This is a genomic window from Micromonospora sp. NPDC050695, from assembly GCF_040654415.1.
Classification (GTDB): domain Bacteria; phylum Actinomycetota; class Actinomycetes; order Mycobacteriales; family Micromonosporaceae; genus Micromonospora.
This window is the reverse complement of sequence record NZ_JBFAHZ010000068.1, coordinates 1-25,524: the sequence shown is the minus strand read 5'-3', so window position 1 is coordinate 25,524 and position 25,524 is coordinate 1. Positions and strand designations below refer to the sequence as shown.

22 protein-coding genes and 1 pseudogene are annotated in these 25,524 nt (G+C 68.6%); 12 read left to right on the top strand and 11 right to left on the bottom strand.

The window, feature by feature from the left end; all coding sequences use genetic code 11:
* Nucleotides 1-105: 105 nt before the first annotated feature.
* From AB0H52_RS29030 to AB0H52_RS28985, 10 genes are read right to left on the bottom strand one after another with little or no spacing between them, the layout of a single operon-like run.
* The gene (locus tag AB0H52_RS29030) at nucleotides 106-912 is read right to left on the bottom strand and encodes a methyltransferase domain-containing protein (protein WP_357951411.1); all 807 of its coding nucleotides are present in this window, start codon (nucleotides 910-912) and stop codon (nucleotides 106-108) included.
* A 29-nt stretch (nucleotides 913-941) separates the two neighbouring features.
* Nucleotides 942-1,202: a hypothetical protein gene (locus tag AB0H52_RS29025; protein WP_357951409.1), complete on the bottom strand. Its 261-nt coding sequence runs from the start codon at nucleotides 1,200-1,202 to the stop codon at nucleotides 942-944.
* Nucleotides 1,192-2,715, bottom strand: a complete 1,524-nt coding sequence (locus AB0H52_RS29020; RefSeq protein WP_357951407.1) for an ATP-binding cassette domain-containing protein — start codon at nucleotides 2,713-2,715, stop codon at nucleotides 1,192-1,194. Before AB0H52_RS29020 ends, AB0H52_RS29025 begins: the two co-directional genes overlap by 11 nt.
* Nucleotides 2,712-3,713, bottom strand: coding sequence for a branched-chain amino acid ABC transporter permease (locus AB0H52_RS29015; protein WP_357951405.1), 1,002 nt, complete (start codon nucleotides 3,711-3,713; stop codon nucleotides 2,712-2,714). The genes AB0H52_RS29020 and AB0H52_RS29015 overlap by 4 nt, the downstream gene beginning before the upstream one ends.
* Nucleotides 3,710-4,588, bottom strand: coding sequence for a branched-chain amino acid ABC transporter permease (locus AB0H52_RS29010; protein WP_357951403.1), 879 nt, complete (start codon nucleotides 4,586-4,588; stop codon nucleotides 3,710-3,712). The genes AB0H52_RS29015 and AB0H52_RS29010 overlap by 4 nt, the downstream gene beginning before the upstream one ends.
* Before the next feature lie 35 nt (nucleotides 4,589-4,623).
* Nucleotides 4,624-5,448, bottom strand: a complete 825-nt coding sequence (locus tag AB0H52_RS29005) for a methyltransferase domain-containing protein (RefSeq protein ID WP_357951401.1) — start codon at nucleotides 5,446-5,448, stop codon at nucleotides 4,624-4,626.
* Nucleotides 5,449-5,458: 10 nt separating this feature from the next.
* Nucleotides 5,459-6,658, bottom strand: coding sequence for an ABC transporter substrate-binding protein (locus tag AB0H52_RS29000; RefSeq protein ID WP_357951399.1), 1,200 nt, complete (start codon nucleotides 6,656-6,658; stop codon nucleotides 5,459-5,461).
* Between the two features lie 8 nt (nucleotides 6,659-6,666).
* On the bottom strand, nucleotides 6,667-7,338 hold the full coding sequence (locus tag AB0H52_RS28995; protein WP_357951397.1) for an ATP/GTP-binding protein: 672 nt from the start codon (nucleotides 7,336-7,338) through the stop codon (nucleotides 6,667-6,669).
* Nucleotides 7,335-7,757 carry a roadblock/LC7 domain-containing protein gene (locus AB0H52_RS28990; RefSeq protein ID WP_357951395.1) on the bottom strand — a complete coding sequence of 141 codons (423 nt, stop codon included), beginning with the start codon at nucleotides 7,755-7,757 and terminating at the stop codon, nucleotides 7,335-7,337. The genes AB0H52_RS28995 and AB0H52_RS28990 overlap by 4 nt, the downstream gene beginning before the upstream one ends.
* The gene (locus AB0H52_RS28985; RefSeq protein ID WP_357951393.1) at nucleotides 7,754-10,153 is read right to left on the bottom strand and encodes a sensor histidine kinase; all 2,400 of its coding nucleotides are present in this window, start codon (nucleotides 10,151-10,153) and stop codon (nucleotides 7,754-7,756) included. The genes AB0H52_RS28990 and AB0H52_RS28985 overlap by 4 nt, the downstream gene beginning before the upstream one ends.
* A gap of 699 nt (nucleotides 10,154-10,852) precedes the next feature.
* Between AB0H52_RS28985 and AB0H52_RS28980 the strand changes: the two genes are divergently transcribed.
* From AB0H52_RS28980 to argS, 11 genes and pseudogenes are all read left to right on the top strand, one after another.
* On the top strand, nucleotides 10,853-11,740 hold the full coding sequence (locus AB0H52_RS28980) for a helix-turn-helix transcriptional regulator (protein ID WP_357951391.1): 888 nt from the start codon (nucleotides 10,853-10,855) through the stop codon (nucleotides 11,738-11,740).
* Nucleotides 11,737-11,931 carry a DUF397 domain-containing protein gene (locus AB0H52_RS28975; protein WP_357951389.1) on the top strand — a complete coding sequence of 65 codons (195 nt, stop codon included), beginning with the start codon at nucleotides 11,737-11,739 and terminating at the stop codon, nucleotides 11,929-11,931. The genes AB0H52_RS28980 and AB0H52_RS28975 overlap by 4 nt, the downstream gene beginning before the upstream one ends.
* A 401-nt stretch (nucleotides 11,932-12,332) precedes the next feature.
* Nucleotides 12,333-13,445: a hypothetical protein gene (locus AB0H52_RS28970; RefSeq protein WP_357951387.1), complete on the top strand. Its 1,113-nt coding sequence runs from the start codon at nucleotides 12,333-12,335 to the stop codon at nucleotides 13,443-13,445.
* A 12-nt stretch (nucleotides 13,446-13,457) separates the two neighbouring features.
* On the top strand, nucleotides 13,458-14,195 hold the full coding sequence (locus AB0H52_RS28965; protein ID WP_357951385.1) for a creatininase family protein: 738 nt from the start codon (nucleotides 13,458-13,460) through the stop codon (nucleotides 14,193-14,195).
* Between the two features lie 220 nt (nucleotides 14,196-14,415).
* Entirely contained in the window at nucleotides 14,416-14,640 is a 225-nt protein-coding gene (locus AB0H52_RS28960; RefSeq protein WP_357951383.1) for a hypothetical protein, read from the top strand.
* Between the two features lie 93 nt (nucleotides 14,641-14,733).
* Nucleotides 14,734-14,916: pseudogene (locus AB0H52_RS28955) on the top strand (hypothetical protein); the annotation flags it as partial.
* Between the two features lie 968 nt (nucleotides 14,917-15,884).
* The gene (ribD, locus tag AB0H52_RS28950) at nucleotides 15,885-16,778 is read left to right on the top strand and encodes a bifunctional diaminohydroxyphosphoribosylaminopyrimidine deaminase/5-amino-6-(5-phosphoribosylamino)uracil reductase RibD (RefSeq protein WP_357951381.1); all 894 of its coding nucleotides are present in this window, start codon (nucleotides 15,885-15,887) and stop codon (nucleotides 16,776-16,778) included.
* Between the two features lie 530 nt (nucleotides 16,779-17,308).
* On the top strand, nucleotides 17,309-18,826 hold the full coding sequence (locus tag AB0H52_RS28945) for a pyridoxal-dependent decarboxylase (protein WP_357951379.1): 1,518 nt from the start codon (nucleotides 17,309-17,311) through the stop codon (nucleotides 18,824-18,826).
* Nucleotides 18,827-18,863: 37 nt separating this feature from the next.
* Nucleotides 18,864-19,811: a class I SAM-dependent methyltransferase gene (locus AB0H52_RS28940; protein WP_357951377.1), complete on the top strand. Its 948-nt coding sequence runs from the start codon at nucleotides 18,864-18,866 to the stop codon at nucleotides 19,809-19,811.
* Nucleotides 19,808-20,557 (top strand): nucleotidyltransferase domain-containing protein, encoded by a 750-nt coding sequence (locus AB0H52_RS28935; RefSeq protein WP_357951375.1) that lies wholly within the window; start codon nucleotides 19,808-19,810, stop codon nucleotides 20,555-20,557. The genes AB0H52_RS28940 and AB0H52_RS28935 overlap by 4 nt, the downstream gene beginning before the upstream one ends.
* Before the next feature lie 66 nt (nucleotides 20,558-20,623).
* Nucleotides 20,624-22,411: an arginine--tRNA ligase gene (gene argS / locus AB0H52_RS28930; protein ID WP_357951415.1), complete on the top strand. Its 1,788-nt coding sequence runs from the start codon at nucleotides 20,624-20,626 to the stop codon at nucleotides 22,409-22,411.
* A gap of 123 nt (nucleotides 22,412-22,534) precedes the next feature.
* Here argS and AB0H52_RS28925 read toward each other — a convergent pair whose 3' ends face one another.
* A complete protein-coding gene (locus tag AB0H52_RS28925; protein WP_357951413.1) occupies nucleotides 22,535-22,882 on the bottom strand; it encodes a GNAT family N-acetyltransferase in 348 nt (115 codons plus the stop codon).
* 771 nt (nucleotides 22,883-23,653) lie between these two features.
* On the opposite strand from AB0H52_RS28925, the gene AB0H52_RS28920 reads away from it, so the two are divergent.
* The gene (locus AB0H52_RS28920; RefSeq protein ID WP_357951373.1) at nucleotides 23,654-25,333 is read left to right on the top strand and encodes a hypothetical protein; all 1,680 of its coding nucleotides are present in this window, start codon (nucleotides 23,654-23,656) and stop codon (nucleotides 25,331-25,333) included.
* The last annotated feature ends 191 nt before the right edge of the window (nucleotides 25,334-25,524 follow it).

Sequence of the window (25,524 nt, the reverse complement as noted above, 5' to 3'; positions counted from 1 at the left end):
AGCCCTACGAAAGAACAGCCGAAACCCGCGCCGATCCCTACAACTACCAGGAATCACCTAGAACGGACATATCTCTACCTTGCGAACGCCCTGGGGGCGACCGGTTCAGGTGGCCCGCTGTTGCCGGGGTTTGCGGGCGGTGGTGGAGGCGAATGTGTAGCCACGCACGAGGACACTTGGGTCGGTCATTAGGTCGCCGAATCGCTCCAGTTCCCCGGCGGACAGGCCCTTGGCGAGAAGATGACTGGCCAGTTGGGTCGCGTGTTCGGCGTAGAGCTGGCAGCCGGCGGTGCCGCCGGCCCAGGTGTCGGCGAGCCAGCGTGTGTGGACGGTTTCGAAGCCGTTGGCGAGCAGCCACGACGGAGTCGTGTTGCCCCAGTTCAGGTCGATGCCTCGGGCCGCGAGACCGTCGAGGATGGTGCCGATGACGAAGCCGATGAGTGCGCTGTCGGCGTCGGCGGGCGCGTATACGGATACCGGGGCGGCAACGATGTCGATGAGGGTGAGGTGCCCGCTGGGCCGCAGCGCGGTGATCAGTTCGTTGAGAAGCTGGTGCCGATTCGGCAGGTGCGCCAGGACGCAGCGGGCGGCGGCGACGTGGATGCTGTCCGGCTGGACCGGCAGCTCTTCGGTGCGCAGGTCCCGCTGGAAGACGTCGAGCACACCGGTGGGGTCGAGGATCGGCGGGTCAGCGTCGACGGCGATGACCTTCCCGCCGCAGCCGACGAGGTCACACAGGTGCCTGGTGATCGAGCCGGTGCCGGTGCCCACGTCGAGGGCGGTCTCCCCTGCCGAGACGCCGAGGCGGGTCAGCTCGGCGAGGATGATCGGGTCCACCATCTCCTGCAGCGGGCCCAGCTCACGCGGGCGCTGCTGCGGAACTGGTAGCACTGCGGGCGGATGAGCGGCCATTGCTTTCCTCCTCGTGGAGTGGGTGGGGTTCATGGGCTCTGCGGCTGGGCTGGGCGGCCGGGTTCGTCGTCGATCCACTCCGGGTCGGCGTTGTGTAGGCGGGCGACACCGTCGGCGCTGGCGCAGAGGGTGAGCAGGTTGTTCCCCCGGTGCAGGCTGAAGCCGAAGGCGGTCCCGTCGGGCAGAGCCAGTCCCCAGCCCACGATCGTCGCGGGGCCTTCCTCGTCGTCGGGGTAGGCGAGAAGCGCGAAGCGGCTCGGGAACGGTGTCGCGTCTGTGTCAGTGCTCATGTCCGGCTCCGGTTGGGGTGACGCCGAGCAATTCGCCGAGGTGGCGACCAAGAGGCTCGGAGTGCGCGGTGGCGGTGGTGGTGAGGGCAACCTGTCCGTGTTCGAGGACGACAACGTGGTCGGCGAGGGGCAGGACGAATGGGAGGTTCTGCTCGGCGATCACGACACCGACACCGTGGGCGGCGACCGCAGTGATCGCGGCAGCGATCTGCCGCACGACGGCCGGCGCGAGGCCTTCGGACGGTTCGTCCAGGAGCAGCACGCGGGGGTGGGCCAGCAGGGCTCGGGCGAGCGCGAGCATCTGTTGTTCGCCGCCGGACAGGTGCGCGGCGTGGTGGCCAAGGCGGGCCCGCAGCGCGGGTAGGAGGGCGAGGACGTCGTCCTGGCTCCACCGGTGGCCGGTATCGCTGCCCTTGCCGGCCGCCGCCCGCGCGACGGTGAGGTGCTCGGCGACGCTCAGGTTGAACAGTCGCCGGCCCTGCGGCACGAGGTTCAATCTGGCCTGGGCGATCCGGTGCACGTCGGCGGGCAGCGGGCGTCCGCCGAGCGTGACGGTGGTGGGCGGTGCGAACGGCACGAGTCCGGCCAGGGCGTTAAGCACGGTGGTCTTGCCGGCGCCGTTGCGGCCCAGCAGCGCCAGGATCTGCCCCTCCGATAGGTCAAGGTCGACGTCGTGCACTGCGGGCGCACCGTGGTAGCCGGCCCGTAGTCCGCGAACACGCAGCAGTGGTCGCCGGCCATCGCTGTGCGGCCTGGCTGTGGGCGGGGCCGGCGCTTCGGGGGTGGTGGTGAGGTAGGCGGCTTGGACGGCGGAGTCAGCGCGGATCGCGTCCGGGGTTCCGGTGGCGATGTGGTGGCCGTGGTGCAGGACGGTGACGGTGTCCGCGACGTCCCACACGAGGTCGAGGTGGTGATCGATCAGCAGGACCGTGACGTCTGGGGGCAGTGCCCGGATCGTCTGCACGAGCTGCGCGAGGTCACCGGGGTCGAGACCGGCCGACGGCTCGTCGAGCAGCAGCAACCGCGGCGCGGTGGCGAGCGCGACCACCAGTTCCAGTCGTCGGCGCACCCCGTACGGCAGCGTGGCGGCGGGCCGGTGGGTGTATTCGGCGAGTCCGGCCGTGTCCAGGACCGCGTGGGCGTGGTCGGTGACAGCGCCGCAGCGGATGCGACCGGATCGGGCGCCGGGCGGGGTGCGGCGGCTGATGGCTAGGGCGACGTTCGCGGCGGCGGAGAGCCGACCGAACACAGCCGGGTGCTGGAAGGTCCGGCCGACGCCCCGGCGGGCACGGGCCGCCGGGCCGAGGCGGGTCACGTCGTGACCATCGAGGAGAACCCTGCCGCTGGTGGGGCGCACGCTGCCGGCGATGATCCCGAACAGGGTGCTCTTGCCCGCGCCGTTGGCGCCGATGACGGCGTGGCGGGCACCGGCTGGCAGGGTGAGGCTGACATCGTGCAGGGCCCGCAGTCCGCCGTAGCAGCGGCCCACTGCGTCGAGGCGCAGGAGCGTCACGACCACCACCGCCGATGCCGGGCGAGTGGCCGGCCGTAGGCGACGGCGAGGAACAACACGCCGAGCAGGGCGGGAGCATGGCCGCCGGTGGCGCCGCCGAGCAGGTCGCGGGCGGTGACCACGGCGATCGCCCCGGCGACCGCGCCGGTCATGGTGCCGGCGCCGATCGCGGCGGCCAGGAGGGTGACGGCGGCGATCTCGAAGCCCAGGTCGGCCGGAGACACGTACCGGTTGACCGCGACGAGGAGCGCCCCGCCGGCTCCCGCGAGCGCCCCGGCGGCCGTGTACCCGGCGGCGAGTTCGACGCTGACGTGGTGGCCGAGGGCGGCCATGCGGGCTTCGTGGTCGGCGCAGCCGCGCAGGATCAGGGTGAGGCGGGAACGCATCAGCACCGCCACGGCGCCGGCCAGCAGGGTGAAGCAGCCCAGCGTGTACCAGTAGACATACCCAGGGCCGGTCAGCGGCGCGGTGCCGGGCCAGACGGTGACCGGTGGGGTGTGGATCCCTTCGTCGCCGCCAGTGACGGTGCTCCATTGCGCGGCGGTGGTCGCGGCGAGGCTCTGCACCGCGAAGGTCACCATGAGGAATGCGGTCGCGCGGGTCCGCAGCACAAGCGGGGCCGTGGCGGCGGCCGTGACCGCGCCGACGAAGGCCGCAGCGGCGAGTTGCACCGGCCCGGCGGTGAGGCCCGCGTCGGCGAGCAGGGCCGCGGTGTAGGCGCCGACGCCGAAGTACGCGGCCTGGCCGAACGACGGCAGGCCGGCGACGCCGACGAGCAGTTGGGTGCTCAGGGCCAGCACCGCGAGGACCAGGGCCGTGCTGGCCAGGGACACGGTGTACGCGTCGGTCAGGGCCGGCAGCAGCAGCGCGCCCAGCCCCACGCACACGGCACCACCTGCCCGGACCCCACGCCGCGGGCGCCCGGCCTCCGGCGGCGCCGTCGGGTGCGCCGGCGCGCTGGCGGTAGCGGTGGCAGTGGTGGCAGTGGTGGTGGTCATGCTGGCCTCGCCATGGTCGGTGCGGCGGCCTGGCCGCGAAGCACGAGGACTGCGAACAGGGCGCTGAACAGGGCGAACGGGGCCACGGAGGGTGCAACGAGCACACCGAGGGTTTGCACCTGTCCGACCAGCAGCGCCGCCGCAAGAGTCGCGGGGATCGAGCCGGCGCCGCCGAGGACGACGACGATCAGCGATAACACCAGCACGCTGGTGTCGACTCCGGGGGCGGGGCCGAGCAGGGGCGCACCGAGGACCCCGGCGGTGACGGCGAGCGCCCCGCCGACGGCGAGGGCCACCACCCGCACCCGGCCCGTGCGGATACCGGCGGCGGCGGCCATGGCGGGGTCGGAGACGGTGGCGCGCAGCATCAGGCCCGCCGTGGTGCGCCGCACCACCCACTGCAGGGCGACCGCCACCGCGGCGGCGACGGCGATGAACACCAGCCGATAGACCGGGTAGCCGTGCCCGGCGATGTCGACGCGGCCAGCGAGGACCATCGGCGGGTCGGCCGCCAGCGGAGCCGCACCGAACACGCCGGCGAGGCCGTCCGCGGCGAGGAACGCGATGCCGAGGGTGGCGAGGGCTTGGTCGAGGTGACCCCGTCCGGCCAGCGGGCGCAGCGCGGCGGCCAAGACGGCACCACCGAGGGCGCCTGCTGCTACGCCGGCGGTGAGGGCGGCGATCAGGGCGATCAGGCTGCCGTCGGTGAGGAGGTAGGCGAGGTAGGCGCCGAGGAGGTAGAGCGTGCCGTGGGCCATGTTGAGTACGTCCATGACGCCGAAGACCAGCGCCAGGCCGGCGGCCACGACGAACAGCAGCAGCCCGAAGGCCACCCCGTCCAGCGCGGTCACCCCGTACGTTGCTACCTGTCCCACGGCACGCTCCCCTTTCCCCTCACTGGTGGTCTGGTTCAGTCCTCGGCCCGGCGGCCGACGCTGGTGACCATCGGGTACGACCACGCGAGGGTGCCCGGGTCCTCCATTGCGGCGCGCAGCGTCGCCAACTGTTCGACACTCACACCGCGTGCGAGCACCGCGGCCTGCATCTGGCGGCTGTTGCTGGCATGCAGCAGGCAGCCGGCTTCACCTCCCGTCCACAGTCGGTTGTGCACCTCGGCCTCGACGTCGACCAGGCCGGCGTCGCGCATGGCCACCGGCACCCGATGAGCCCAGCTCGCGGAGGCGCCGTTGTCGACAGCCAGGCCGACCAGCGCCGTCTGGAACGTCACGAACGCCTCGGCCAGGCCGGCGGCACCGCGCAGCAGCATCTCGTCGAGGTGGGTGCAGTCCCAGTCGGAGACCACCAGCACCCCACCGGGCTTGAGCGCCGCGACAGCACGCCGCAACACCTGCTCGCGCTGCGGCAGGTGCATCAGCAGCAGCCGGGCGTGCACGAGGTCGTACTCGCCCTCACCGAGGTCGAGGGTGGTGACGTCGCCGGTGCGCACATCGATCAGCTCATGGGTGGGCACGTGGCGGGGGTCGGCGTCGATGGCGACGACCCGCCCGGCCGGGCTGACCTGGTCGGCGAGCCACCGCGCGACGCTGCCAGCGCCGGTGCCCAGATCGAGGCACCGCCACCCGGACTCCACCCCCGCGCGGGCGAGCACGTCGGTGGAGTGCCCGTCGAGGATCTCGGCGAGCAACCGCACCTGCCGGGCGGCGTCGATGGTGGCGTTGTCGAAGGTGTACCGGCCGTCGGCGGCCGTCGTGTCGGTGTCGGGTGCTGCGGTCATGAGAGGGCTCCTAGCTGCCGAGGGTGGTCAAGTTCTGCACGACGACGTTGGCGCGGGCGCGTCCGTCGTTCTCGACTCTGCGCAGGTACCAGGGCTGGATCGGGCTGTGGTTGGCGCCGAAGCGCCACTGCCCGCGAGGGCTGTCGATCGCGCCGAGGCGCCCGATCGCCATGTTGATCGACTGGCTTGTCGGCCTCTCACCGGCCGCGGCGATGGCCTGGTCGAGGACGAGCGCGGCGTCGTAGCCGGTGAGGTTGTAGAGGTTCGGGGCGGCCTGGTGCTTCTGCTGGTAGGCCGGGGCGAACGCCCGGTTGGCGGCGTTGTCGAGGTTCGCGGCGTAGTTCAGCACCGTCTGCACCCCGTCAGCGGCGGCACCCTCGGCCGCGAGGACGCTGCCCTCGGTGAGGAAACCCGCCGCGTACAGCGGGACCTTGCCCTTGAGTCCGGCCTGCGCGTACTGCTGCACGAACTGCACCGCGGCGGTGCCGGCGTAGAAGCAGTACACGGCCTTCGCGTCCGTGTCGGCGATCTTGTTGAGGTACGGCAGGAAGTTCGTCGTGGCCGGCCACGGCGTCCAGGCCGGTTTCCCACCGTCGTTGGCGAGTTTCCCGCCCGCCTTCTCGAACGCGTCGACGAATCCGCCGATCTGGTCGTAGCCGCCCTGGTAGTCCGGGCCGATGACGTAGACCGGCCCGGGAACCGTGGTGCGCACGTGCCCGGCGATCGCCTCCCCGGTCTCCCGGGACAACCACGAGGTGTGCCAGATGTAGGAGACGTCGGTCAACGTTGAGGGCCGGCCACCGGTGCCCACGAACGGGATTTTGCGTTCGGTGACCAGGGTCTTGATGGACTCGACGGCGTCGGCGCTGCCGGTCCCGGCGATGACCGCGACCTTGTCCTTGTCGAGCAACTTGCGTGCGGCGTTGAGCGCTGACTGCTTGCCCTCCGCCTCGTCAGCGGTGATGACCTGCACCCGGTGGCCGCCGAGTTGCCCGCCGTGGGAGTCGAGGTAGAGCTGCCAACCCATGGCCAGGTCATCGCCGATCGCCTTGTAGGGGCCCGACTGCGGCACCATCAGACCGATCCTGATCGTGTCGCCGGCAGTGCTGCCGGAGTCGAGGCTCGAGCCGGAACAACCGGCCAGCGCGGCGAGCATGCTCAGGGCGGTGACGGTGGCGAGCAGACGGGTGGGGTGTCGTCGACGGTTCACGGGGCTCCTCATCGGGGTTGGGGATGGGTGTCGGCGCGGGCATGCCGCAGGGCGATGACGTGCTCGACCAGGACGATCAGCGTCTGGCGGACCTGCGCCCGGTCGAGGGCGTCGCAGTGCAGCAGCGGGACCGTGTCCGCCACGTTGAGCGCCTGGCGCAACTCGACGTCACCGAACCGGGGCGCCTCGGGGAACGCGTTGATCACAACGGCGTAGGGCAGCCGCCGCTCGTCGAAGTAGTCGATGGCGGCGTAGCAGTCATCCAGGCGGCGGGTGTCGGTCAGGACGATCGCGCCGAGAGCACCCCGGCACACCTCGTCCCACATGAACCAGAACCGGTCCTGGCCGGGAGTGCCGAACAGGTAGAGGATCAGCGCGTCGTCGATGGTGATCCGGCCGAAGTCCATCGCGACGGTCGTCGTCGTCTTCCCCGGCACCCCAGCGGTATCATCCACCCCCACGCCGGCGCTCGTCATGACCGCTTCGGTGCGCAGAGGTGTGATCTCGGAGATCGCGCCGACGAAGGTGGTCTTGCCGGCGCCGAACCCGCCCGCCACCACGATCTTCGCCGAGCTGACCCGCCGCCCACCGCCAGCCGTGGGCCGCTCCGCCGTGGCGACGGACGACGAGCGCGGATGGTGGAGCGCAACCGCTCCCACCGGCTGATAAGGACTCGTCATGCCTGCAGTACGGGTCGCTGGTCCGGCGTCAGAGCCGCACCGACCCGGTTGATCAACATGGCCATCTCGTAGACGACCTGGCCCATGTCCGCGTCCTTGCCGGCAAGGACGGTCAGCACGGAGCCATCACCGATCGACATTATGGCCACCCGCCCATCGGCCATGTCGACGACCGTCTGCTCCACCGTGCCGCCCGCCATCAGCGTGGCCATCCCGCTGGTCAGGCTGGCCATACCGGCGGTGCAGGCGGCGAGCTGGTCGGCGTTGTCCTTCGACAGCGTCGCGCTCTTGGCGATCAACAGCCCGTCGGTGGACACCGCAACGGCGTGCGCGACCCCCTGCGTGCCACAGAGTTGATCGAGGAGGAAGTCCCACTGGTCGCGCTTCGAAGCAGTCGTGGGGGTAATCGGGCGTGTCATCGTGGGGGCTCCTCCGCGAGTGGGTGATGAGTACGTCGCCCGGCCGCGCCGAGCGCGTGATCGACTGCCGCCATTCGCCGTCGCAACGCCTCCGGGTCGCGTAGCGGCCGAAGCGTCCGACGGGTCTGCGTCGGGATGGTCGGGATGACCCTTCGTCCGGGGCGGCGCACCGGCAGCCCGTGCGAGGTCACCTCACTCGCCGGCTGATGGAGGGCGGCCTCCGCGGCCACCCGCCACTGCTCCGGCACCACAGGCCGACCCCCGACCGAGGTGTCCTCGGCCGTGGCGAACCAGGAATGAGCCGGCTCCCGCAGCACCTGCTCAAAGACCGCCAACGGCGGTGGCGGCCCTACCGCTGGCGCCGGCGTCAAGGGCAGCGCCTCGACCGCGAGAGGCCACGCCGGAGGCGGCGGTAGGGCCACCGGCGGCGTCGAGCGAGACGACAACGCCGGAAGCTCCCGGGTCCGCTCATCGACCACCGCGCGTGGCGGTGCTGCCACCGCCGGGTCATTCGCTCCGGCGGTGCTGAAGTGACACGACGGGACGGTGAGATCAACACGGGTGCCCTCGCCGACGTCGGAGCGCAGCGTGACCGTGATGCCGAGGCGCTCGGCGATCCGGCCCACCACCGGCAGGCCCATCTGCTCGGTCGTCGCGCTATCCATCCGATGCGGATACGCCAACCGATCCCGGGCGGCCCGCAGAGCCGCCTCCCGCATACCGATGCCAACATCGCGGACCTGGATGTGCAGCAGATCTCCGACACGACCGCCCTCCACCATGACCGGTGTGTCCGGCGGGGAATACCTGGCAGCGTTGTCGATCACCTCGGCGAGCAGGTGCGTGAGTTCCTCGGCCACGTCTCGACCCACCAGAACGGCGTTGTCGACGAACCCGAGGTGCACCCGCTTGTAGTCGTCGACCTCCCCACCGGCGGCGCGCAACAGATCCGGCAGCGCGAGAGCCTCCGGTCGTGATCGGCCCGCACGACCGCCCGCGAGAACCTGCAGATTGGCCACCATCCGACGGATCAGCGTCGCGACGTGATCAAGGTCGAACAGCTTCTCCAGCCGATCCGGGTCCTCCTCGTCACGCTCCAATGCGTCCAGGCTGACCATCATCCGATCCGCGCGTGACTGCAGCCGACGCGACAGCGACAGGATGAACGCCGCCACGGTGCCGCGAAGCGCAACCTGCTCGCCCGCGATCCGCACCGCCGCTTGGACAACGGTGTTGAATGCGTTCGTGAGCTCGCCCACCTCATCCCGGCCGTGCACGGGGATCGGCATCGCGGCCTCGGCCATCACCTCATCGATGGTCGACTGGCTGGGATTGTCACCGGCCAGCTGGGCGACCATGCGAGGCAGCCTGTCCGTCGCGACCGCGATCGCTCCCGTACGCAGCCGGTGCAGCGAACCCGTCAACGAGCGGGTCACCCACCAGCCGACCGCCGCCATCACGCCCAGGCACACCAACATGGTCACCGACAGCGTGACGATCGTGCGCCGCTGCTGATCACGCTGCCGAGTCACCGCGCCCAGCAACTCGCCGTCCAGCTCCCGCTCGGCGGCGTGCAGAAGATCCATGCGGGCATCCACGGCCGCTGCCCAACTGGACGCGCTGGCTCCCAACCGCAATGATTCGCCCGGCGCGGCGCGCGCGACCACACCCTGCAAACGCTCGGCCGCGAGGACATCTTTACCGTTCACACGGGCGTTGACCCGGGCCTGCCACGACTCTGGCGCGAGCGTGCGAAACGCCTGCATCGCCTCGGTGAAGCCGACATCCGCGCTGACGATCTCCTGCTGACCCGCCGGCGTCAACCGCCCCGCACCAGCAGACCGCACGACAGCGACCTGCATCAGCCCAAGCGCCTCAATGGCCTGCGACAGCGAGGCACTGGCACGCAGATCGTTACCCGTCCCCGAGTCCACCCCTACCTGAGACAGGCCCTGCCGGTAGGCGACGAGATCGGCCACGACCGCCCGGTAGCGGAACACCACCAGACTGGCGATGGCATCCGGCTCCGCTTGCACCTGCCGACGCAGCTTCGCCAAGCTGGCCAGCTGGTCGGTGAGGCGACGTAGCGGCCCCTGAAGACCCTGCGGAACCCGCACCCCCTCCCGCGCCCCGTCGAACTGCCGGGCAACCAGATCGGTGAGCGCGATTCGCCTGCGGTACTCCTCAAGCGTCGCCGCACTGCTGCCCCGGGCAAGAACCAGAGCCGCCGCCACCCGCTCCCGCTGCAACTGCGCCGCGAACTGACTCGCCGCACCACCCAGCGCCACCAACCGCCGTGCCTGCCCGGCCTGCGACGCAGCGGTAGCCGCACCAGCCGCCAAGACGCCCGTCAACGCCAGCGTCGCCACCAAGGGCAGCACCAACAACAGCGTCAACTTCGTGCGGATCCGCCTGTCCCGCCACCGAGGCAGCTTGAACGCCAAAGGCTCCGCAACGGCTCGTCGTCTCACAGCGCCTCCTTGATCGTGCGGCGGCGCGCCACCAACGCCCCCTGCCCGCACACACCGGCGGCACTCACACCCGGCGCCCCAGACCCGAGCGCAGGGGCAGTCCGCAGACCCAGCGAGTCACCATGAGGCCGCTTTGGTGACGTCGCGGCCAGCCCTCGCCTTCGGCCCAGTCCCTGGACGAAGGCCACACCCGATTGGCACACGGCGATCGGTGCCGCGCCTGCGGCGAGTACATCGCGCATCTTGTTCGACCTCCTTCTGCACAGCGGCATCGCCGTCGTCATCGCCTGGACTCGCAGTCGGCGCAGCCGACCTAGTCGCGATCCGGCCCCGATGCCATATCGAGGTTCCCGCCTCGCGGAGCCGTGCCAGCCAGCGCCGCGTCGGCCCATTGATGATTTGCTCGTTGCACATCAACGATCACGGAGCCGTCCACGGCTGGGAATACCGACCTTTGGTCCGACCTTGTGTACCGACCTTTGGTCCGACCACCCCCTGAGCTGGGCATTCAGGATGGACCTTGAGCCTCAGCAAGATCGTTTCGGCGACTCTCGGAGGTACATTGAGCGCACCCAGCCGGCCGCGATTGTCGACCGGGTTGACACAGACTGCTGGAGGCAGCCGGTGACCCGCCCCAGTCCGTACGTTCGCCGACGATGGCTAGGACGCGAGATCAAGCGACTGCGTGACGAGCACGCGATGCCGGCTGAAAAACTCGCACGCGCCGTCGGGTTTCCGCGTCAACAGCTCAGTGCCTTGGAGAACGGTCATCTCGGCCCTGATATCGATCTGGTCAGCGTGATCTGTGACTATCTGGCTGTCGGCGTTAAGCGGCGAACAGCGATCATGGACGCGGCGACCGATGGCTGGGCGCGCGGATGGTGGATGGCCGACGCGCAACGAATGGGCCTCCGTCAGGCCACCTACGCCGACCTGGAAAGCGGGGCCGAGTCCATCACCGAGTACGCCTTGGCGCTGTTTCCCGGCCTGCTCCAGACGACCGCGTTCGCCGACGCTCGGCTGCGCAGCGAACCTGCCCGTCACACCGAGACCTTCGACCCCGCCGCGGCGGTCGCCGCCAGGGCGCACCGGCAGCAACTACTGCTCGCCGCCGATGGGCCGCGCTACGACCTCGTCCTCGACGAGATCGCGATCCGACGCTGCGCCGCCGAAGCGCACATCGTCGCCGACCAGCTCCGGCACATCATCGACGTCTGCGCGACGCACCCCACCGTGACCATCCAGGTGCTGCCGATCGGCATATCGATCAAGGGCCACAGCGCCTATAAATCGGCGTACTCGATCTACCGCTACCGCGACACGCCGAACTCCCTGGCCGTCGCAGTCGACACCCTCACGAATGATGTGATTTACACCGAGATGGATGAGGTCCAGCCCTACCTGAGCCTGCACAGCCGGTTGAAGGCCGCCTCGCTCGCACCTGACCTCAGCATTCGCCTGCTCCGCGACGCGGCGCAGGGCCTGTCACCCATCGAAGGAGTTTCCGCATGACCGCACAATTCACGGGATGGCGTAAGTCCACCCGCAGCGACGATGGCAACTGCGTCGAGGTCGCCAGCGCCGCCGATGGCACCATCGGCGTGCGCGACTCGAAGAACAGCGCCGGCCCCGTCCTGGCATTCGAGCCCGCCGCTTGGAGCGCGTTCACCGGGAGCGTCCGAGCTGGCACGTTCAACCGTTGATCCCTGTCTCTGGCCACAGCAGGGCGGCACGCTCGGTGACGCGAATGCGAGCGGCGCGGCTGTGAGGCTGATCGCCCGGCGCCCGGTCAGGGGCACCCGCCTCAGAAATTGGCGGCCACAAGATCAGGGCAGTCGACGGCGGGGGCGCGCGACGCTTGCTGGTGCTGAAATACTATTCATGGCCGCCGAAGCGTCGCGCGTCATCGCGCTGATGGAAGGTTCATGTGCCGTGGAGGTAGCTTGTGCCGCGTCACCCTGAAGCGATCATTGAGCCGAATGTCCTGCTCAGTGAGGCCCGCAAGTCCCGGTCGTCGCCGCACCGGCGTGACCAGCAGATGTCGCGCACCGAGCTTGCCGATGCGGTGAACAGCAGCCTCGATCGGCTTCACCCTGGCCGGGATATGACGGCGCAGTACGTCGACTTCCGGTGGATCGGCAAACTCGAACGCGGGGAGCACCGCTGGCCCAGTGTCGAGCGACGTGTCGCTCTCCGCCACGTGCTGACCGTCACCGACGATGCCCGGCTCGGCCTCTACAGCCCACGCCGCTCGCCCGACGCCCCACCCGAGTACTCCGGTCCGCAGCCAGCAGCGCCAACCGCATCGGTGAGCCGCATCCGCGTCGACGACTCGCTCATCGCCGGCCAGCCAGACGCGGTCGAAGTGTGGCTGGCCGAACTCCACCGCCTCACACAGCAGGCCGGCCCCTACGTAACCCCGCACCTTGGTACCCAGGTCCGCCAACACCTCGACGTCCTCGACCACCTGCAAAGCAACGGCGGCCGACCGCACCTGGCGAGCGTCGACGCCCGGTGGTCGGAATACATGAGCTGGGTCGCCGACAACAGTGGGGCCTCGGATGGTGGTTCATGGCTGGACCGATCGCACCGCCGGGCGAACGAAGCCGGTGACCAGCTGCTCGGCGCATACATCCTCATGCGCCAAAGCCAACGCGCCCTCGACGACGGCGCCGTCCGCGCCGCGATCACGCTGTCCCGCCGATCACTCACCCACGGCCCGGTGCCGCCCCGCACACGCACCCTGTGCCTGACGCGATTGGCTGAAGCGCTGGCCAGCAACGGCGACGACGACACCGACAGCGTGATCACCGCTGCCCGCCGAGGGCTGCAGAGCGCCACCAACGACGCCGAGGACGAGTTCGCCAGCCACTGCGACCTGCGCTACGTCACCGCGGTCGACGCGCGTTGCCGGCAACTGCTCGGAGACACGCTCTCCGCCGGTGCGATATTCAACGAGCTCCTAGACGGCGACAACCCGGTACCCCTGCTCGACGCCGGAATTTGGTACGCACACCTCGGCGAGTGCTACCTGCCCGACGACCCAGAGCGGGCAGCGGGCCACGGCATGAACGCCCTGCGGCTCGCCAACGAGACGGGCTCGTACCGCGCCATCCGAGCGTCACAGCCGCTCGCCATCGCGCTGCGCCGCCACACCACCCTCGCCCCCGTGCGAGCCTTCGTCGATGCTCACCGCGCTGCGGTGCTCAGCCGGTGACAAGATAACCGAGTGGATTTAATCCCCATGACCACCAGCACCGAGATCGCCGCCCGCACTCCGACGGTCGCGGTGCTGCCAGTCGGCAGCTTCGAGCAGCACGGATCGCACCTGCCGCTGGCCACAGACACAATCATCGCCGCGGCGATCGCCACGTCAATCGCCGCACGGTACAACGTTCTCGTTCTGCCGCCGATCACCGTGTCGTGCTCGCACGAGCACGCCGCGTGGCCAGGAACCGTCAGCATCAGCCATAAGACTCTCTCGGCCATCGTCGAGGACATCCGGGAGTCACTCGCCAACAACGGGATCACGCGGTTGGCCATCGTCAACGGCCACGGCGGCAACTACGTGCTCAGCAACATCGTCCAGACCGCCAACGCGTCAAAGCCGGGCGTGATGACGCTGTTCCCGACCCGGGCTGACTGGGACCAGGCACGGGCAGCCGCCGATCTAGAGACTGACGCGCATCGCGATATGCACGCCGGCGAATTGGAGGTCTCCATCCTGCTGCACAGCTGCCCGGACGCCGTCCGCCCCGGCGTTGCGCAAGGCGACCACCTCGCTGACGAACGCTCCATGCTCCTTGTGCACGGCATGGGTGCGTACACGCAGACAGGCGTCATCGGCCAGCCATCGGCCGCGACTAGGGAGAAAGGACACGCGCTGCTCCACAGTTTGACCGAAGCCTTCGGTCGCCACTTGTCAGCCATGGGCGTCGAACGACAGTCCTCAGCGGGGCAATGGTGACCCTTGGGTCGAATTATTGAGCTGTTGGATATCGAATCCGCACTGTCGTCGAGCGAATTCGAATAATCACCGTCAACAGCAAGGCGTCCGGGCAGGCGGGCGCGCGCGAATGTGAAAGGGAGGGCCAGTGCGACGCTATCTGGACACCGATGTGGTGCCCAACACTCAGCTCAGCGAAGCTCGCCGAAGAACAGCTTCGCCCACAAGTTCCGCAGAGGGCATGTCCCGCAGCGAACTGGTCGATGCGATCAATGCGAGGCTCCGTGACCACGCTCCTGGACGCAACCAGGCGGCCATCGTCGTCGATGTTCGCTGGCTCGCCAAGCTCGAACGCGGCGAGGTCCGTTGGCCCAGCGAGGAGCGCCGCACCGCCCTGCGCCACGTCCTCGACGCCACCACCGACGAGGACCTCGGTGTTCATCGACCGATGTGCCGGGACCTGTAGTTGCCTCGCCATCCGGACACGGTGATCACGCCGAACACCCTACTCAGCGACGCCCGCCAGCGACTGCCATCACCCCGGCGGGCAGGCCAGTGCGTGTCGCGCAGCGAACTGGCCGACGCCGTCAACACCGCCCTCGACCGGCTCTACCCCAGGCGCAACCTCACCGCCCACTACGTCGACTCCCGCTGGATCGGCAAGCTCGAACGCGGCGAACACCGCTGGCCCAGCGAAGAACGCCGCGCTGCCCTCCGCTATGTCCTCGGCGCCGTCACCGACACTCAACTCGACCTCTACATCCCACGACGGACCGATATCACCAGTGGCACCGGCCATTTCACCGGTCAGCCGTCGCCGGGGAGTTGGGACGAGACAATCTATGAGCTGCGCGCCCAGTGGCACCTGCTGGTTCAGAACGACAAGCTGTTCGGACCGCAGTACGCGCTCATCGGCGTCACTGCCCAGCTCACGCTTGTCGATCGGCTGCTCGTTGAGGTGCCAACGTCATTCCGCCCCAGCCTCGTCCGCCTCGCCGCCCAGTACGCCGAGTCCGCAGCATGGTTGAACCAGTCGCTCGACGACGCCCCAGCCGCTCATCGCTGGACCGGGAAGGCGCTCTCCTGGACCGATCAGATCGCTGATCCGGTCATGACGGCGTGGGCGATGTATCGCAGCAGCCAGTACTGGCTCATCGCCGGGAAGCCGCATCGTGCTGTCGAACGGGCCGGTGCCGCCATGGTCAATGACACGAAGGTGCCCAACCCGGTGCGGGCGGCGCTTCGCGTTCAGCATGCTCATGCGCTCGCCGCAGTTGGGGAGAATCGTGAAGCGATGCAGCTCCTTGACGACGCGCATCGTTGGGCCGCCGACCGTGGCCCAGGTAAGCCCGAAGGGGAGCACGGCTCTTACTGCACGAGTGGGTACATCGAAGTTCACCGCGGGACCTGTCTCCGGCTCGGGCAGCGTCCCGAGGAGGCCATCGCGGTGCTGGACGCGGCGCTGCCGTCGATCCCGTCGCTTCATCGCCAGGACTTCACCTCAGCCCTGCTGACCAAGGCCGCAGCGCATGTCGCGGCCGACCAGCCCGACCAGGCCGCCGCCACCGCGCGTATCGCGCTGCCGGTCGCCCGTCGCGCTGGATCGCGACGCATTTTGCACCAACTCGCTCAGATCGGATCGGCGGTAGACGAACACCGTCACCTGGCCGACGTTCGCGCGTTCCTCGACGACCTTGTGGAGACCCCCCGATGGCATCAGACGTAGAGCTGGCCGCGATGCGGCACGCCATCACGCTGTCGGCCCTTGGGCTGGGCACCACGAGCCCGAACCCGCCCGTCGGATGCGTCATCCTGAGCCAGGATGGAACGATCGTGGGTGCAGGGTTTCACCGCCGCAAGGGCGAGCCGCACGCCGAAGTGCACGCCCTCACCGCCGCTGGAAACGCGGCTCATGGCGGGACAGCCGTCGTCACGCTTGAGCCATGTAACCATGTCGGTGTCACACCGGCGTGCCGCCAAGCGCTGCTCGACGCCGGCGTTTCCCGCGTCATCATCGGCGTCATCGACCCAACCTCCCGCGGCGAAGGCGGTGCCGCAACGCTCGCTGCCGCAGGCGTCGAGGTCGAAACCGACGTGCTGCACGACGAAGCCCTCACGGTGCTTCGCACCTGGCTGACCGCAACCACGCGCCGGAGACCCTACCTGACATGGGCGTACGCCCCCGACGACGGGCGTCAACAGGCGGCGGAGGGGCATCTTCTGCTCGATCTTCGCGGTGGCGCGGATCTCGTCGTGGCGGACAAGACCCTCTACGAGGGCATCCCCGGCGGTCACGCCGCAGAGCATTTCGCACTGCCGGGGGAAGCCGATATTGACGTCGGCCCGCTGCGGTGGTTGTCGGCCGCCTACGCAGTCGGCGCACGTAGCGTGCTCGTCGTCGGACATGAGTACGCCGAAGCACTGCGATCGCAGCTGCACGCCATCGACGAGGTCATCATCTCTGTATCGCGAGCTGATCCGTCCAAGGCGCTTAACATCGTCGACCCCGGCCTCATACCCAACGACTTCCACCTCGTTGCAATGACCACAGCTGCGGACTCGTTAAGGGTCCACCTGCGGCGCTCCGCGCACAACATGAAGTAGCACCCCAGCGCCCCTCCGACGCTTCGCCAATGAACAGGTTCGCCGGCGTCTCATGCGTCTCATGCCGCCTCACACAAAACGCGGACCACGCCGATCCCCTCGCAATGGCCAGTACTGACCTGGCCGCCTGGAGCTCCTCCTCGCCTGAGTGGCCTGTCAGGTGAGCAACGGGGGCGCTCGGCGTGAGGCATCGACTGACGCCTTCCCCCGCCGGCTCTGGCAGCGCCCCGAACCGACGTCGTGGCACCCAAGCCGGCCGCTGACGACCGTGCGCGGCTGCATCCGAAGCGGTGCCACGACAGGCGGCGCGAGGATCCTCTGTGCGGGCTGGTTTGCCCAGCTCAGCACCTGGTCGGACCATAGGTCGGTACACAAGGTCGGACCATAAGTCGGTATTCCCAGCCCCCTCGTGAGGGGTGATCCTGGGCACACGAAGTGATGGCACCAGGTCCATCAACCACCGGAATCGGCGACAACAGCCGGGATCCCCAGAGGCCGAGGCCCGCCCGATCGACAAGGAAGGTTCCCTGGTGCAAACGATCAACCCTGGCGTATCTCCAACTGCTCTTACCAGTGAAAATAGAGAATCCCACACCGAGGTCTTCAAACACTTGATCGACGTCTGCGTCGACTTCAAGTTGCAAGACCAGATCTACCGGCAACGGAGGAGTCCCGAGCAGATCCGGGACATCCTCGTCCGTGAACTGCCTGAGCACCCTACCGACCTGGCCGAGATCATCGACGACTTCCGGCACTCGGTGCTGCCGCTGTGCAAGAACGAGAACAGCCCATACTTCCTCGGGTTCGGCGACACCGGCGACGATCCGGCCGCGCTGGCGGGCGGGCTACTGGCGCTGTTTACCCAGCAAAACCTGATCAACCAAAGCTTCGACTCGCCCAGCGCGACCTTCGTCGAGATCGCCACCTTGCGGTGGCTGCGCGAACTACTCGGATACACGAACCTCCCGGTACCTGATCTCACCTGCGTATGGAATGTCGGTGGCCTGGTCACGACGGGCGGCACGTCGAGCAACACGGTGGCCATGATGTTGGCGAGGGAGCAGCGGGCGCCGGGCTGCATGGTCCGGGGCGTGTCCGACCCGGGCCAGTTCGGCGTCATCGTCCCCCGTGGCATCGGGCACTACAGCGTGAGGAGCGCGCTGACCTGGATCGGCTGCGGCGCTCAGATCATCGAGGTTGACACCATCGACTTCCGTTACGACTTGCAGGCGCTCAAGCGGACCCTGCACGAGCACAAGGGCCGCGTCATGTCGGTGGTCGCGTACGCCGGAGACAGCCGAACGCAGACAATCGAAAACCTGCGCGCCGTGCACGACGTGGTGCGCTCTACGGACGAGTCAATCTGGCTGCACGCGGACGCTTGCTGGGGCTTCGTGTGTACCTTTAGCGAGGCCCTGCGGCCCCGCGTCGACGGCATTGCCGAGTACGACAGCGTGACGGTCGATCCACACAAGGTCATGGCGGTGCCGTACAGCGTCAGCGCTCTGCTCGTCAAAGTACCCGAGCACCTTCGCATGATCACCAGCTATTCCGACCTCATCATGCAGGAGGACTTTGCCTTCGGACAGATCACACCATTCATTGGAACCAAACCGTGGGCGTCGCTCAAGCTGTGGATGATGATGCGCGCCCACGGACGCGCCGGGCTCGCCGCAATGATCGAGCGCCGGATGGAGATCACGCGGGCGTTCGTCGAGGCGGTTGACCAGCGGCCCCGCTTCCTGCGGCTACACGATCCAGACCTCACGGCCGTGGCGTTTCTCTACCTCCCCACGGACGTCGACCCCACCCGGCCGGACATCGATCGCGTCAACACCGTGAACAAGGAGATCCACCGCCGCCTTCTCGAGGTTGGCCAGTGGCACCTGCACCAGTTCAGCATCCCCGACCCCGGGGTACTGCGAACCGGCGAAATCCTGCATCCACTCCGATTCATGGGCGCGAATCTACGTATCGAGGAGCGCCACATCGGCGGCATCCTCGGACATGTGCAGGCGCTTGGTGCCGACATCGAAGAGTCCTGCTAACCGGATCCCCGTCGTCACTCACCCTGGGAGGCAGATGATGGATATTCAATCCGAAAAATTCCGCGCGGTCTACCACGCGCCCGGCATCTACGAGCAGGTACTGCTGCCACACTTCTTCGACGGTGTGGAGGATGTCGACCTGGTGGCACGGCTCATGCTTGAGCACTACGGGCAGCCTGGCAACGACCGACGGCTCAACGTCCTGGATCTCGGTTGCGGGACCGGGCGGGTCACCACCGTTCTGGCCCCATACGCCGCAACGCTGTACGGCATCGATAGCGGCGGACCGATGATCGCAGCCTTCCGCCAGCGGTTCCCGGACGCCCAGGCCGCGTGCCTGGACATCCGGGAGGCGGTCGAGGCGATGCATGCCAAGGGCCTGGCAGGCACGTTCGACGTAGTCGGCGCGTTCTGGTCCTTGAGCTACCCCATCCTCGATCTGTTCGAGGAGATGACATCCGAAGGCATCCGCCCGCGAGCCGACGCGGCGGATGCCCGCAGGCGAGCCGACGGATTTGTGCGCGACGTCCTGAGCCTGGTCGCCCCGAATGGCCGCCTGATCGTCATGTTCTTCGACTCCGAAACGCCCGAGCAGCGACTCGTCACCCAACTCTGGGAGCAGATCGCCCCATTTCCCGGCACTGGCCGCGGATACGCCCGTGAGATTGTCATCGAGGGACTACGGGACGCCGAGTCACGCGGCGAGGGCCGCCTGGTCCACACCCGTCGTGGCGGTGTCGCCGCAGCTCCGACTCCGGACGCGGCGCGCCGGTGGTTTGAGATCGTGCACCTCAAGTCGTTCCCCGCACTGGTCTCCGACCCCACGACCCGAGCCGCGGTTGAACGCTTCGCCAGGGAGCACGAGCAGCCATCGGGCGAGGTCCTTATCCCCTCGGGAGTCCATCTCATCGACTTCTGGAAGATCGAGAGCCGCGCGCATGTGGCGGGGTCGGCGTCGGCGTCGCTGACGCGGAGGCTCCGATGATCAATGAGCTGCTCGCCGACGCGAGCCGGGTTCTGCACAAGCTTGTTGGCACCGCCGGCTACGGCCTCGTCTACGGCTCCCATGCCCGTGGCACCGCCAGCCCTCAGTCAGACCTGGACCTTCTCCTCATCACCGATGAAGGGCCCGACCGGATCGATACCGCAGCGCTCGTCAGCGAGGTGCGGAGCCTGCACGCCCGGCACGGATTGGACCTTGACGAGGAGGTGGCGTACGAGGTCAAGCTCTTCGCCCGTACCGATGAGGTGATTCAAGCCATCGCGCTCGGCGGCTTCGTCATCGACCCTTCGGGCCGGCTGTCGATTCCGCCGGTAGTCGCAGAACCGGGGTTCTTGAACTCGACACCGTTCAAGCTCCGCCTGATCCTCAACGCGCTCACCAGCCCTCACATCTTCCTGGGCGGAAACGTCGAGCGCTACCGCGAACACCAAGCGCAGGCGAGCAACGCGGTGGCACTGCTGGCCCTGTCAATGGTCGATGAAACCGAACGGATCTCCATAACCCACCTCGTCCACATGCTGATCAGTGATCCCGGTAGCGGCAGCCATGGCAAGGACTACCTTGGCTACGCCTCCTCGGACACAGCCGCTCTGCATGGTCTGGTCCAGTGCGGCTTGGCTGGCTTGAACACTGCCGACGCGACCCGCGCCGTTGACGGGGTGCTCGTGGAACAGCGTGCACAGATACGAAGATCACTCGTCGCACGCCGTGGGGGCGGCAAACCATGACGGAGTCAAGCGGCTCGGCCGGTAGGCTGCCGATGTCAGTTGCGTGCCAAACAATCACAGCTTGTGATGGACGAGAAGGAAGACGCCCGAGTGACCGACGCCGTCGCAACCAAAAACCTGGTGGAGTCCGCAGTGTCCGCGGCCATGACCCAGGTCCTGCCAGCCGATCTGGCCGGCGGCGACCCCCTGGTGCGACGATCCGACCACGCCGACTTCCAGTCCAACGTCGCCCTCGCGCTAGCCAAGCAGGCCCGCCGGTCACCCCGTGAACTGGCCCAGTCCCTGGCCGAAGCGATCAACGACCAGACCGTCTCCGCGACAGTGTCTGGACCCGGCTTCCTCAACCTGCAGGTGAGGGACGGGGCGATCTGGGACCGGGTCAACGATCGAATGAGCGACGAGCGGCTCGGTATCGGCACGCCGGCGACCGGCGAGCGTGTCGTAATCGACTACTCGGCGCCTAACATCGCCAAGGAAATGCACGTCGGGCACCTGCGGACCACGATCATCGGCGATGCCCTCGCTCGCGTCCTGGACTTTCTCGGTGCCGAGGTGGTTCGCCAGAACCACCTCGGTGACTGGGGAACCCAGTTCGGCATGCTCATTCAGTATCTCGACGAGCACCCCGAACTGCCCTGGCGACAGCAGGACACGCTTGTGGACGCCACCAACACGGTGTCCACGCTCGACGGGCTCTACCGCGCCGCCCGTGCGCAGTTCGACGCCGATACGGCCTTCGCCGACCGAGCTCGATCCAGGGTCGTCGCCCTCCAGTCCGGCGACCTGGACACCCTCGCCGTCTGGCGCGATCTTGTCGGTGAATCCCAGCACGCCTTCCAGGCCATCTACGACCGCCTCGGAGTGCTACTCACCCCTGCAGACTCGGCAGGCGAGTCCACCTACAACCCCTACCTCGGCGATGTCGTGAACGAGTTGACCGCCGCCGGCATCGCGGTGCCCAGCGAGGGCGCGCTGTGCGTCTTCTTCGAAGACATCATCGGCCCAGACGGTGATCCGGTCCCATTGATCGTGCGTAAGAACGACGGCGGCTTCGGCTACGCCGCGACCGATCTGGCCACGATCCGATACCGCATCCGCGATCTGAAGGCCACCCGCATCCTCTACGTCGTCGACGCCCGCCAGGCCCTGCACTTCCGCATGATCTTCGCTACCGCACGGCGGGCCGGATGGCTGACCCACGACGTCGACGCCGTACACGTTCCCTTCGGCACCGTGCTCGGCCCTGATGGGCGACCGTTCAAGACCCGCTCCGGCGGCACCGTTCGCCTCAGCGAACTACTCGACGCCGCTGTCGACGGCGCGCGCACCGTCATCGCCGAGAAGGCGCACGGCCTGGACGCCGCGACCCTCGACCACGTTGTGCAGGCCGCCGGCATCGGCGCGGTCAAGTACGCCGACCTGTCCACCTCCCGCACCAAGGATTACACGTTCGACATCGGCCGAATGGTCGCGCTCTCCGGCAACACCGGCGTCTACCTCCAGTACGCCCACGCCCGGATCCAATCAATCCTTCGCAAGGTCCCTGGAAGCAAGACCGTTGGGCAGGTCGACGCGACCCTGCCGCTACACCCCACCGAGCGCGCACTCATCCTTTCCCTCGACGAGTGCGAGGAAATCCTCACCGAGGTCGCCACCACTCTCGAACCACACCGGCTGTGCGGCTACATGTTCGAACTCGCCAAGGCGTATACCGAGTTCTACGAGTCCTGTCCTGTGCTGCGCGCAGACACCCCCGCTCAGCGCGACAACCGAATTGCGCTGTGCCAGTTCACTGGCCGTACCCTCGCCACCGGCCTCAACCTACTCGGTATAGAAGCACCACCGAGGATGTGATCAAGGCCGGGCGGCCGCCTGTGCTGCCCTTGCCCGCCGGGCAGGGCCGTTTCGTAGTGGGCGACGCGTGCGGTGAGCTGGGGATCTGTGGGTTGAGTGGCTCGACTGGCGTCACCGTCGTGCTCACCAACCTCGCCCGCCGCGTCGGCCGCCTGGCAGTCCGCCCACTCCCCGGCCTGTTCGGCCACGCCTGCGGGCGGGTGCTCGCGCAGCGCTTCGTCGCCGGCGCATACGGCTGGAGGCGCTTGTCGAAAGCCCGGTTGATAGCCGGGTTTCTGCCAGGAAGTAGGGCGGGGTGGGTTCGTATCCGGCTGCGGTGTAGAGCCGCAGGGCGCGGTGGTTGTGTCGGCCGGTCTCGAGCCGGAGGTGCCGTACGCCGAATGTCAGGGCTTCTCCTATTCGAGTCGCCGTAGCAGTTTGGTGTCCCAGCCCACGACCCCGTAGGTCGGGGTGGCCGTACGTCCATTTGATCTCGGCTCGCTGGCGCTAATCCAGCGCCAGCCGCCGTAGACGACTGGATGCTGATCACGTAGGCGACAAAGCACAGCCCAGCAGGCGGGTTGTAGTCGGCTGCCGGGTGTCGACCGGGTCGGCGAATCCGTAGACGACGGCGAGGGTGCCTGCCTCGGTGCCAGCGGCGTCCTCGCCAACTCGTCGGCGCTGTCTCACATCAGCGTGACAGTGAGGGGACGCACCCCGGCTCGCCGTCAATTGTCAGATCCGCTGGTGCCCGATCGGTCTCCCCGTGATTCGTCGGGCGAGCGCGTGCGTTCATCTGTTGGGCGTGCCGATGCCACCCGGATGTTCCCTTCTCTGTAACCATCGATGCACGTACGGTGGCGGGGGTCGGTCAGGGCGGCTCCCCCGTGGCGGCCCTGACCGGCGTCGCCAAGATCGCCACACCGCGCGGCATCCGCGGACCAGCGGCACCGCAAGGGCGGTCGCGGCCGGAACGGGTCTGGCGAACGCTGCGGTACTACACCGCCGTGCCCACCATAGATGCGCTGGCCCTGCAGCGCCGGACTCGATAGTCGGGAGGCGTCGGACGGTGGAATGGGCGCTGGTGACCGAAGCCCGGGCTGTGGGTACGTGCCGATGCTGCCGCGATAGGTTGTCGTCGAGTACCGGTGGCGTCGCGGCAGCGCGTGCACCTGGACGGGCTGTGCGGTGAGCGGGGCCGTGCCGGTGCCGCGGCCGCCCACGGGAGGTCGCCGCATCGGATCTGAGGACGACGCGCGCGCGTTGGCCCTCTGGTTGCGCGACCCGGCCCGGGATCGGCCGGTGGTGCTGGTGACGGTGCCGGCCGGGCACTACGCGCCGTTCGCCGACACGGACGCGATCGTCGAGGCGGTCGACGGGCTGGCGACGGTGGTGATTCTGCCGACCAGCCGCCTGTCGTGGGTGTTCTCGGCGGCGATGCCCGCAGGGACACAGGTGTATGGAGGCGCCGCGCGGGTCTATCCGGTCGGCGACGCCTGGGAGGCGGACCCACAGCTCGCGCGACTACGGTTCGCCTACTCCGCCGCCGATCGCGACAGAGTCACGGACCACTTGGTCCGCGACGCCTTCCGGGCCGCGGCAGCAGACGAACCGCAGGACGTCGAGCGGATGCGGCCTGGACGAGGCGTGGTGCAGGCGCTGATCGGATCGCGGGCGCTCGTGCGACTCGACGACGGCGAGGTCGCGTCTGTCTGGGAAGAGCTGACCGTGCCCGGCGTGCCACTGGAACGCGTTCTCCGCATCGGACAACACGTCAGCGGCGCCTACGACCCGGCATCGCGGCGGCTGGACCTGCGCGCCGCGCTGCCCGATAGCGATCCGCAGGCGGCACGCACCGCGCTCGCCGCCACCTACCGGCCGGGTGACATCGCGCTAACCGACGTCACCGCGGTTGACGCCGACACGGTCACGCTGCGGCTGCTGCCCGGCGTCACCGTTGATGTCACCCGCGCCGACGTGACCGCCAATCCCGATGACCTTCTGCACGACCTGTTCACCATCGGGGAAGTCGTCGCGGCCCGCGTCGACATCCGCAGCTCCGGCGAGCCGCACCTGGACCTGGACGTCACGGGCGACGAGCAGGCCGTCGCCGCGCCGAGTCTGCTGCCCGGCGGGCCGCCGTGGCTCAGCGCCCCCGACACCGCGCGACCACCGCCCGCGGCACCACCGGCATCGATCGCGCAGCAACGGCCGGCACTGGCAACCAACGCGGCGGCTCCCGTCGGATCAGCAACCCCGGTGACGGACGTGCCGCAACCGCGCAGCGCCACACCGGCGCTGCTGGCACACCGACCTCCGGCCCAGGCGGGGCTCGCCGCCGAACGCGCGGCCCGCGAGGCGCTCGAGCAGGACCTCGCCGCGCTACGCGCGCACACCGCGGAACTCGGCGCCGATCTGCGACGCGCGCATCGGACGGTGCAGGACCTCCAAACCCGGTACCGCCGCGCCGATCTGGCCCGCCAGCAGGCCCAGCGGCAGCTGCGCGCCGAACGCCGCGACCAACCTGAACCCGACCAGCCGCTGTTCCTCGACGCGGAGCAGCAGTTCCGCCACGACGTCTACACCGAATGGGCCCGCCGCGTGCCCGCCGGCGAAAAGGCACAACGGCCCCTCGCCACCTACCGGCTCGCCAGGGCTTTCCTGCCCTCGGTGGACATGATCGAGGGCATCAGCCGCGCGAAGGTGATCGCCGTGGTCGTGGAGATCCTCACCGGCCAGGTCCACCAGCTACCCGGCCGAGACACACACCAACTCCGCACCGGCCCGGCCGGCAGCTCCTACGTCACGCGCACCGACGGCGCGACCTGCTGGCGCGTCGCCCTGCAACGCGGCACGCCCGCCGCACGACGCCTGCACTACTGGCGCACCGGCGACACCTACGAGATGTCCCGCGTCACCGTCCACGACGACTACCAACCCTGACGTCGACGTACGAGTGAACATGCCCAAACAGGCAAGGATAAACACATCGACATGCACGACCGGCCGTCGCTTCCACACCCCAACCTCGAACACCTCCTAAACATGTCAGTCACCCCGATACAGCACGGCGCACGGCGCACACCGCAACCGGCTCTGCCCGAACGCCCAGCACGCCTGCGGCCACGCCGTCC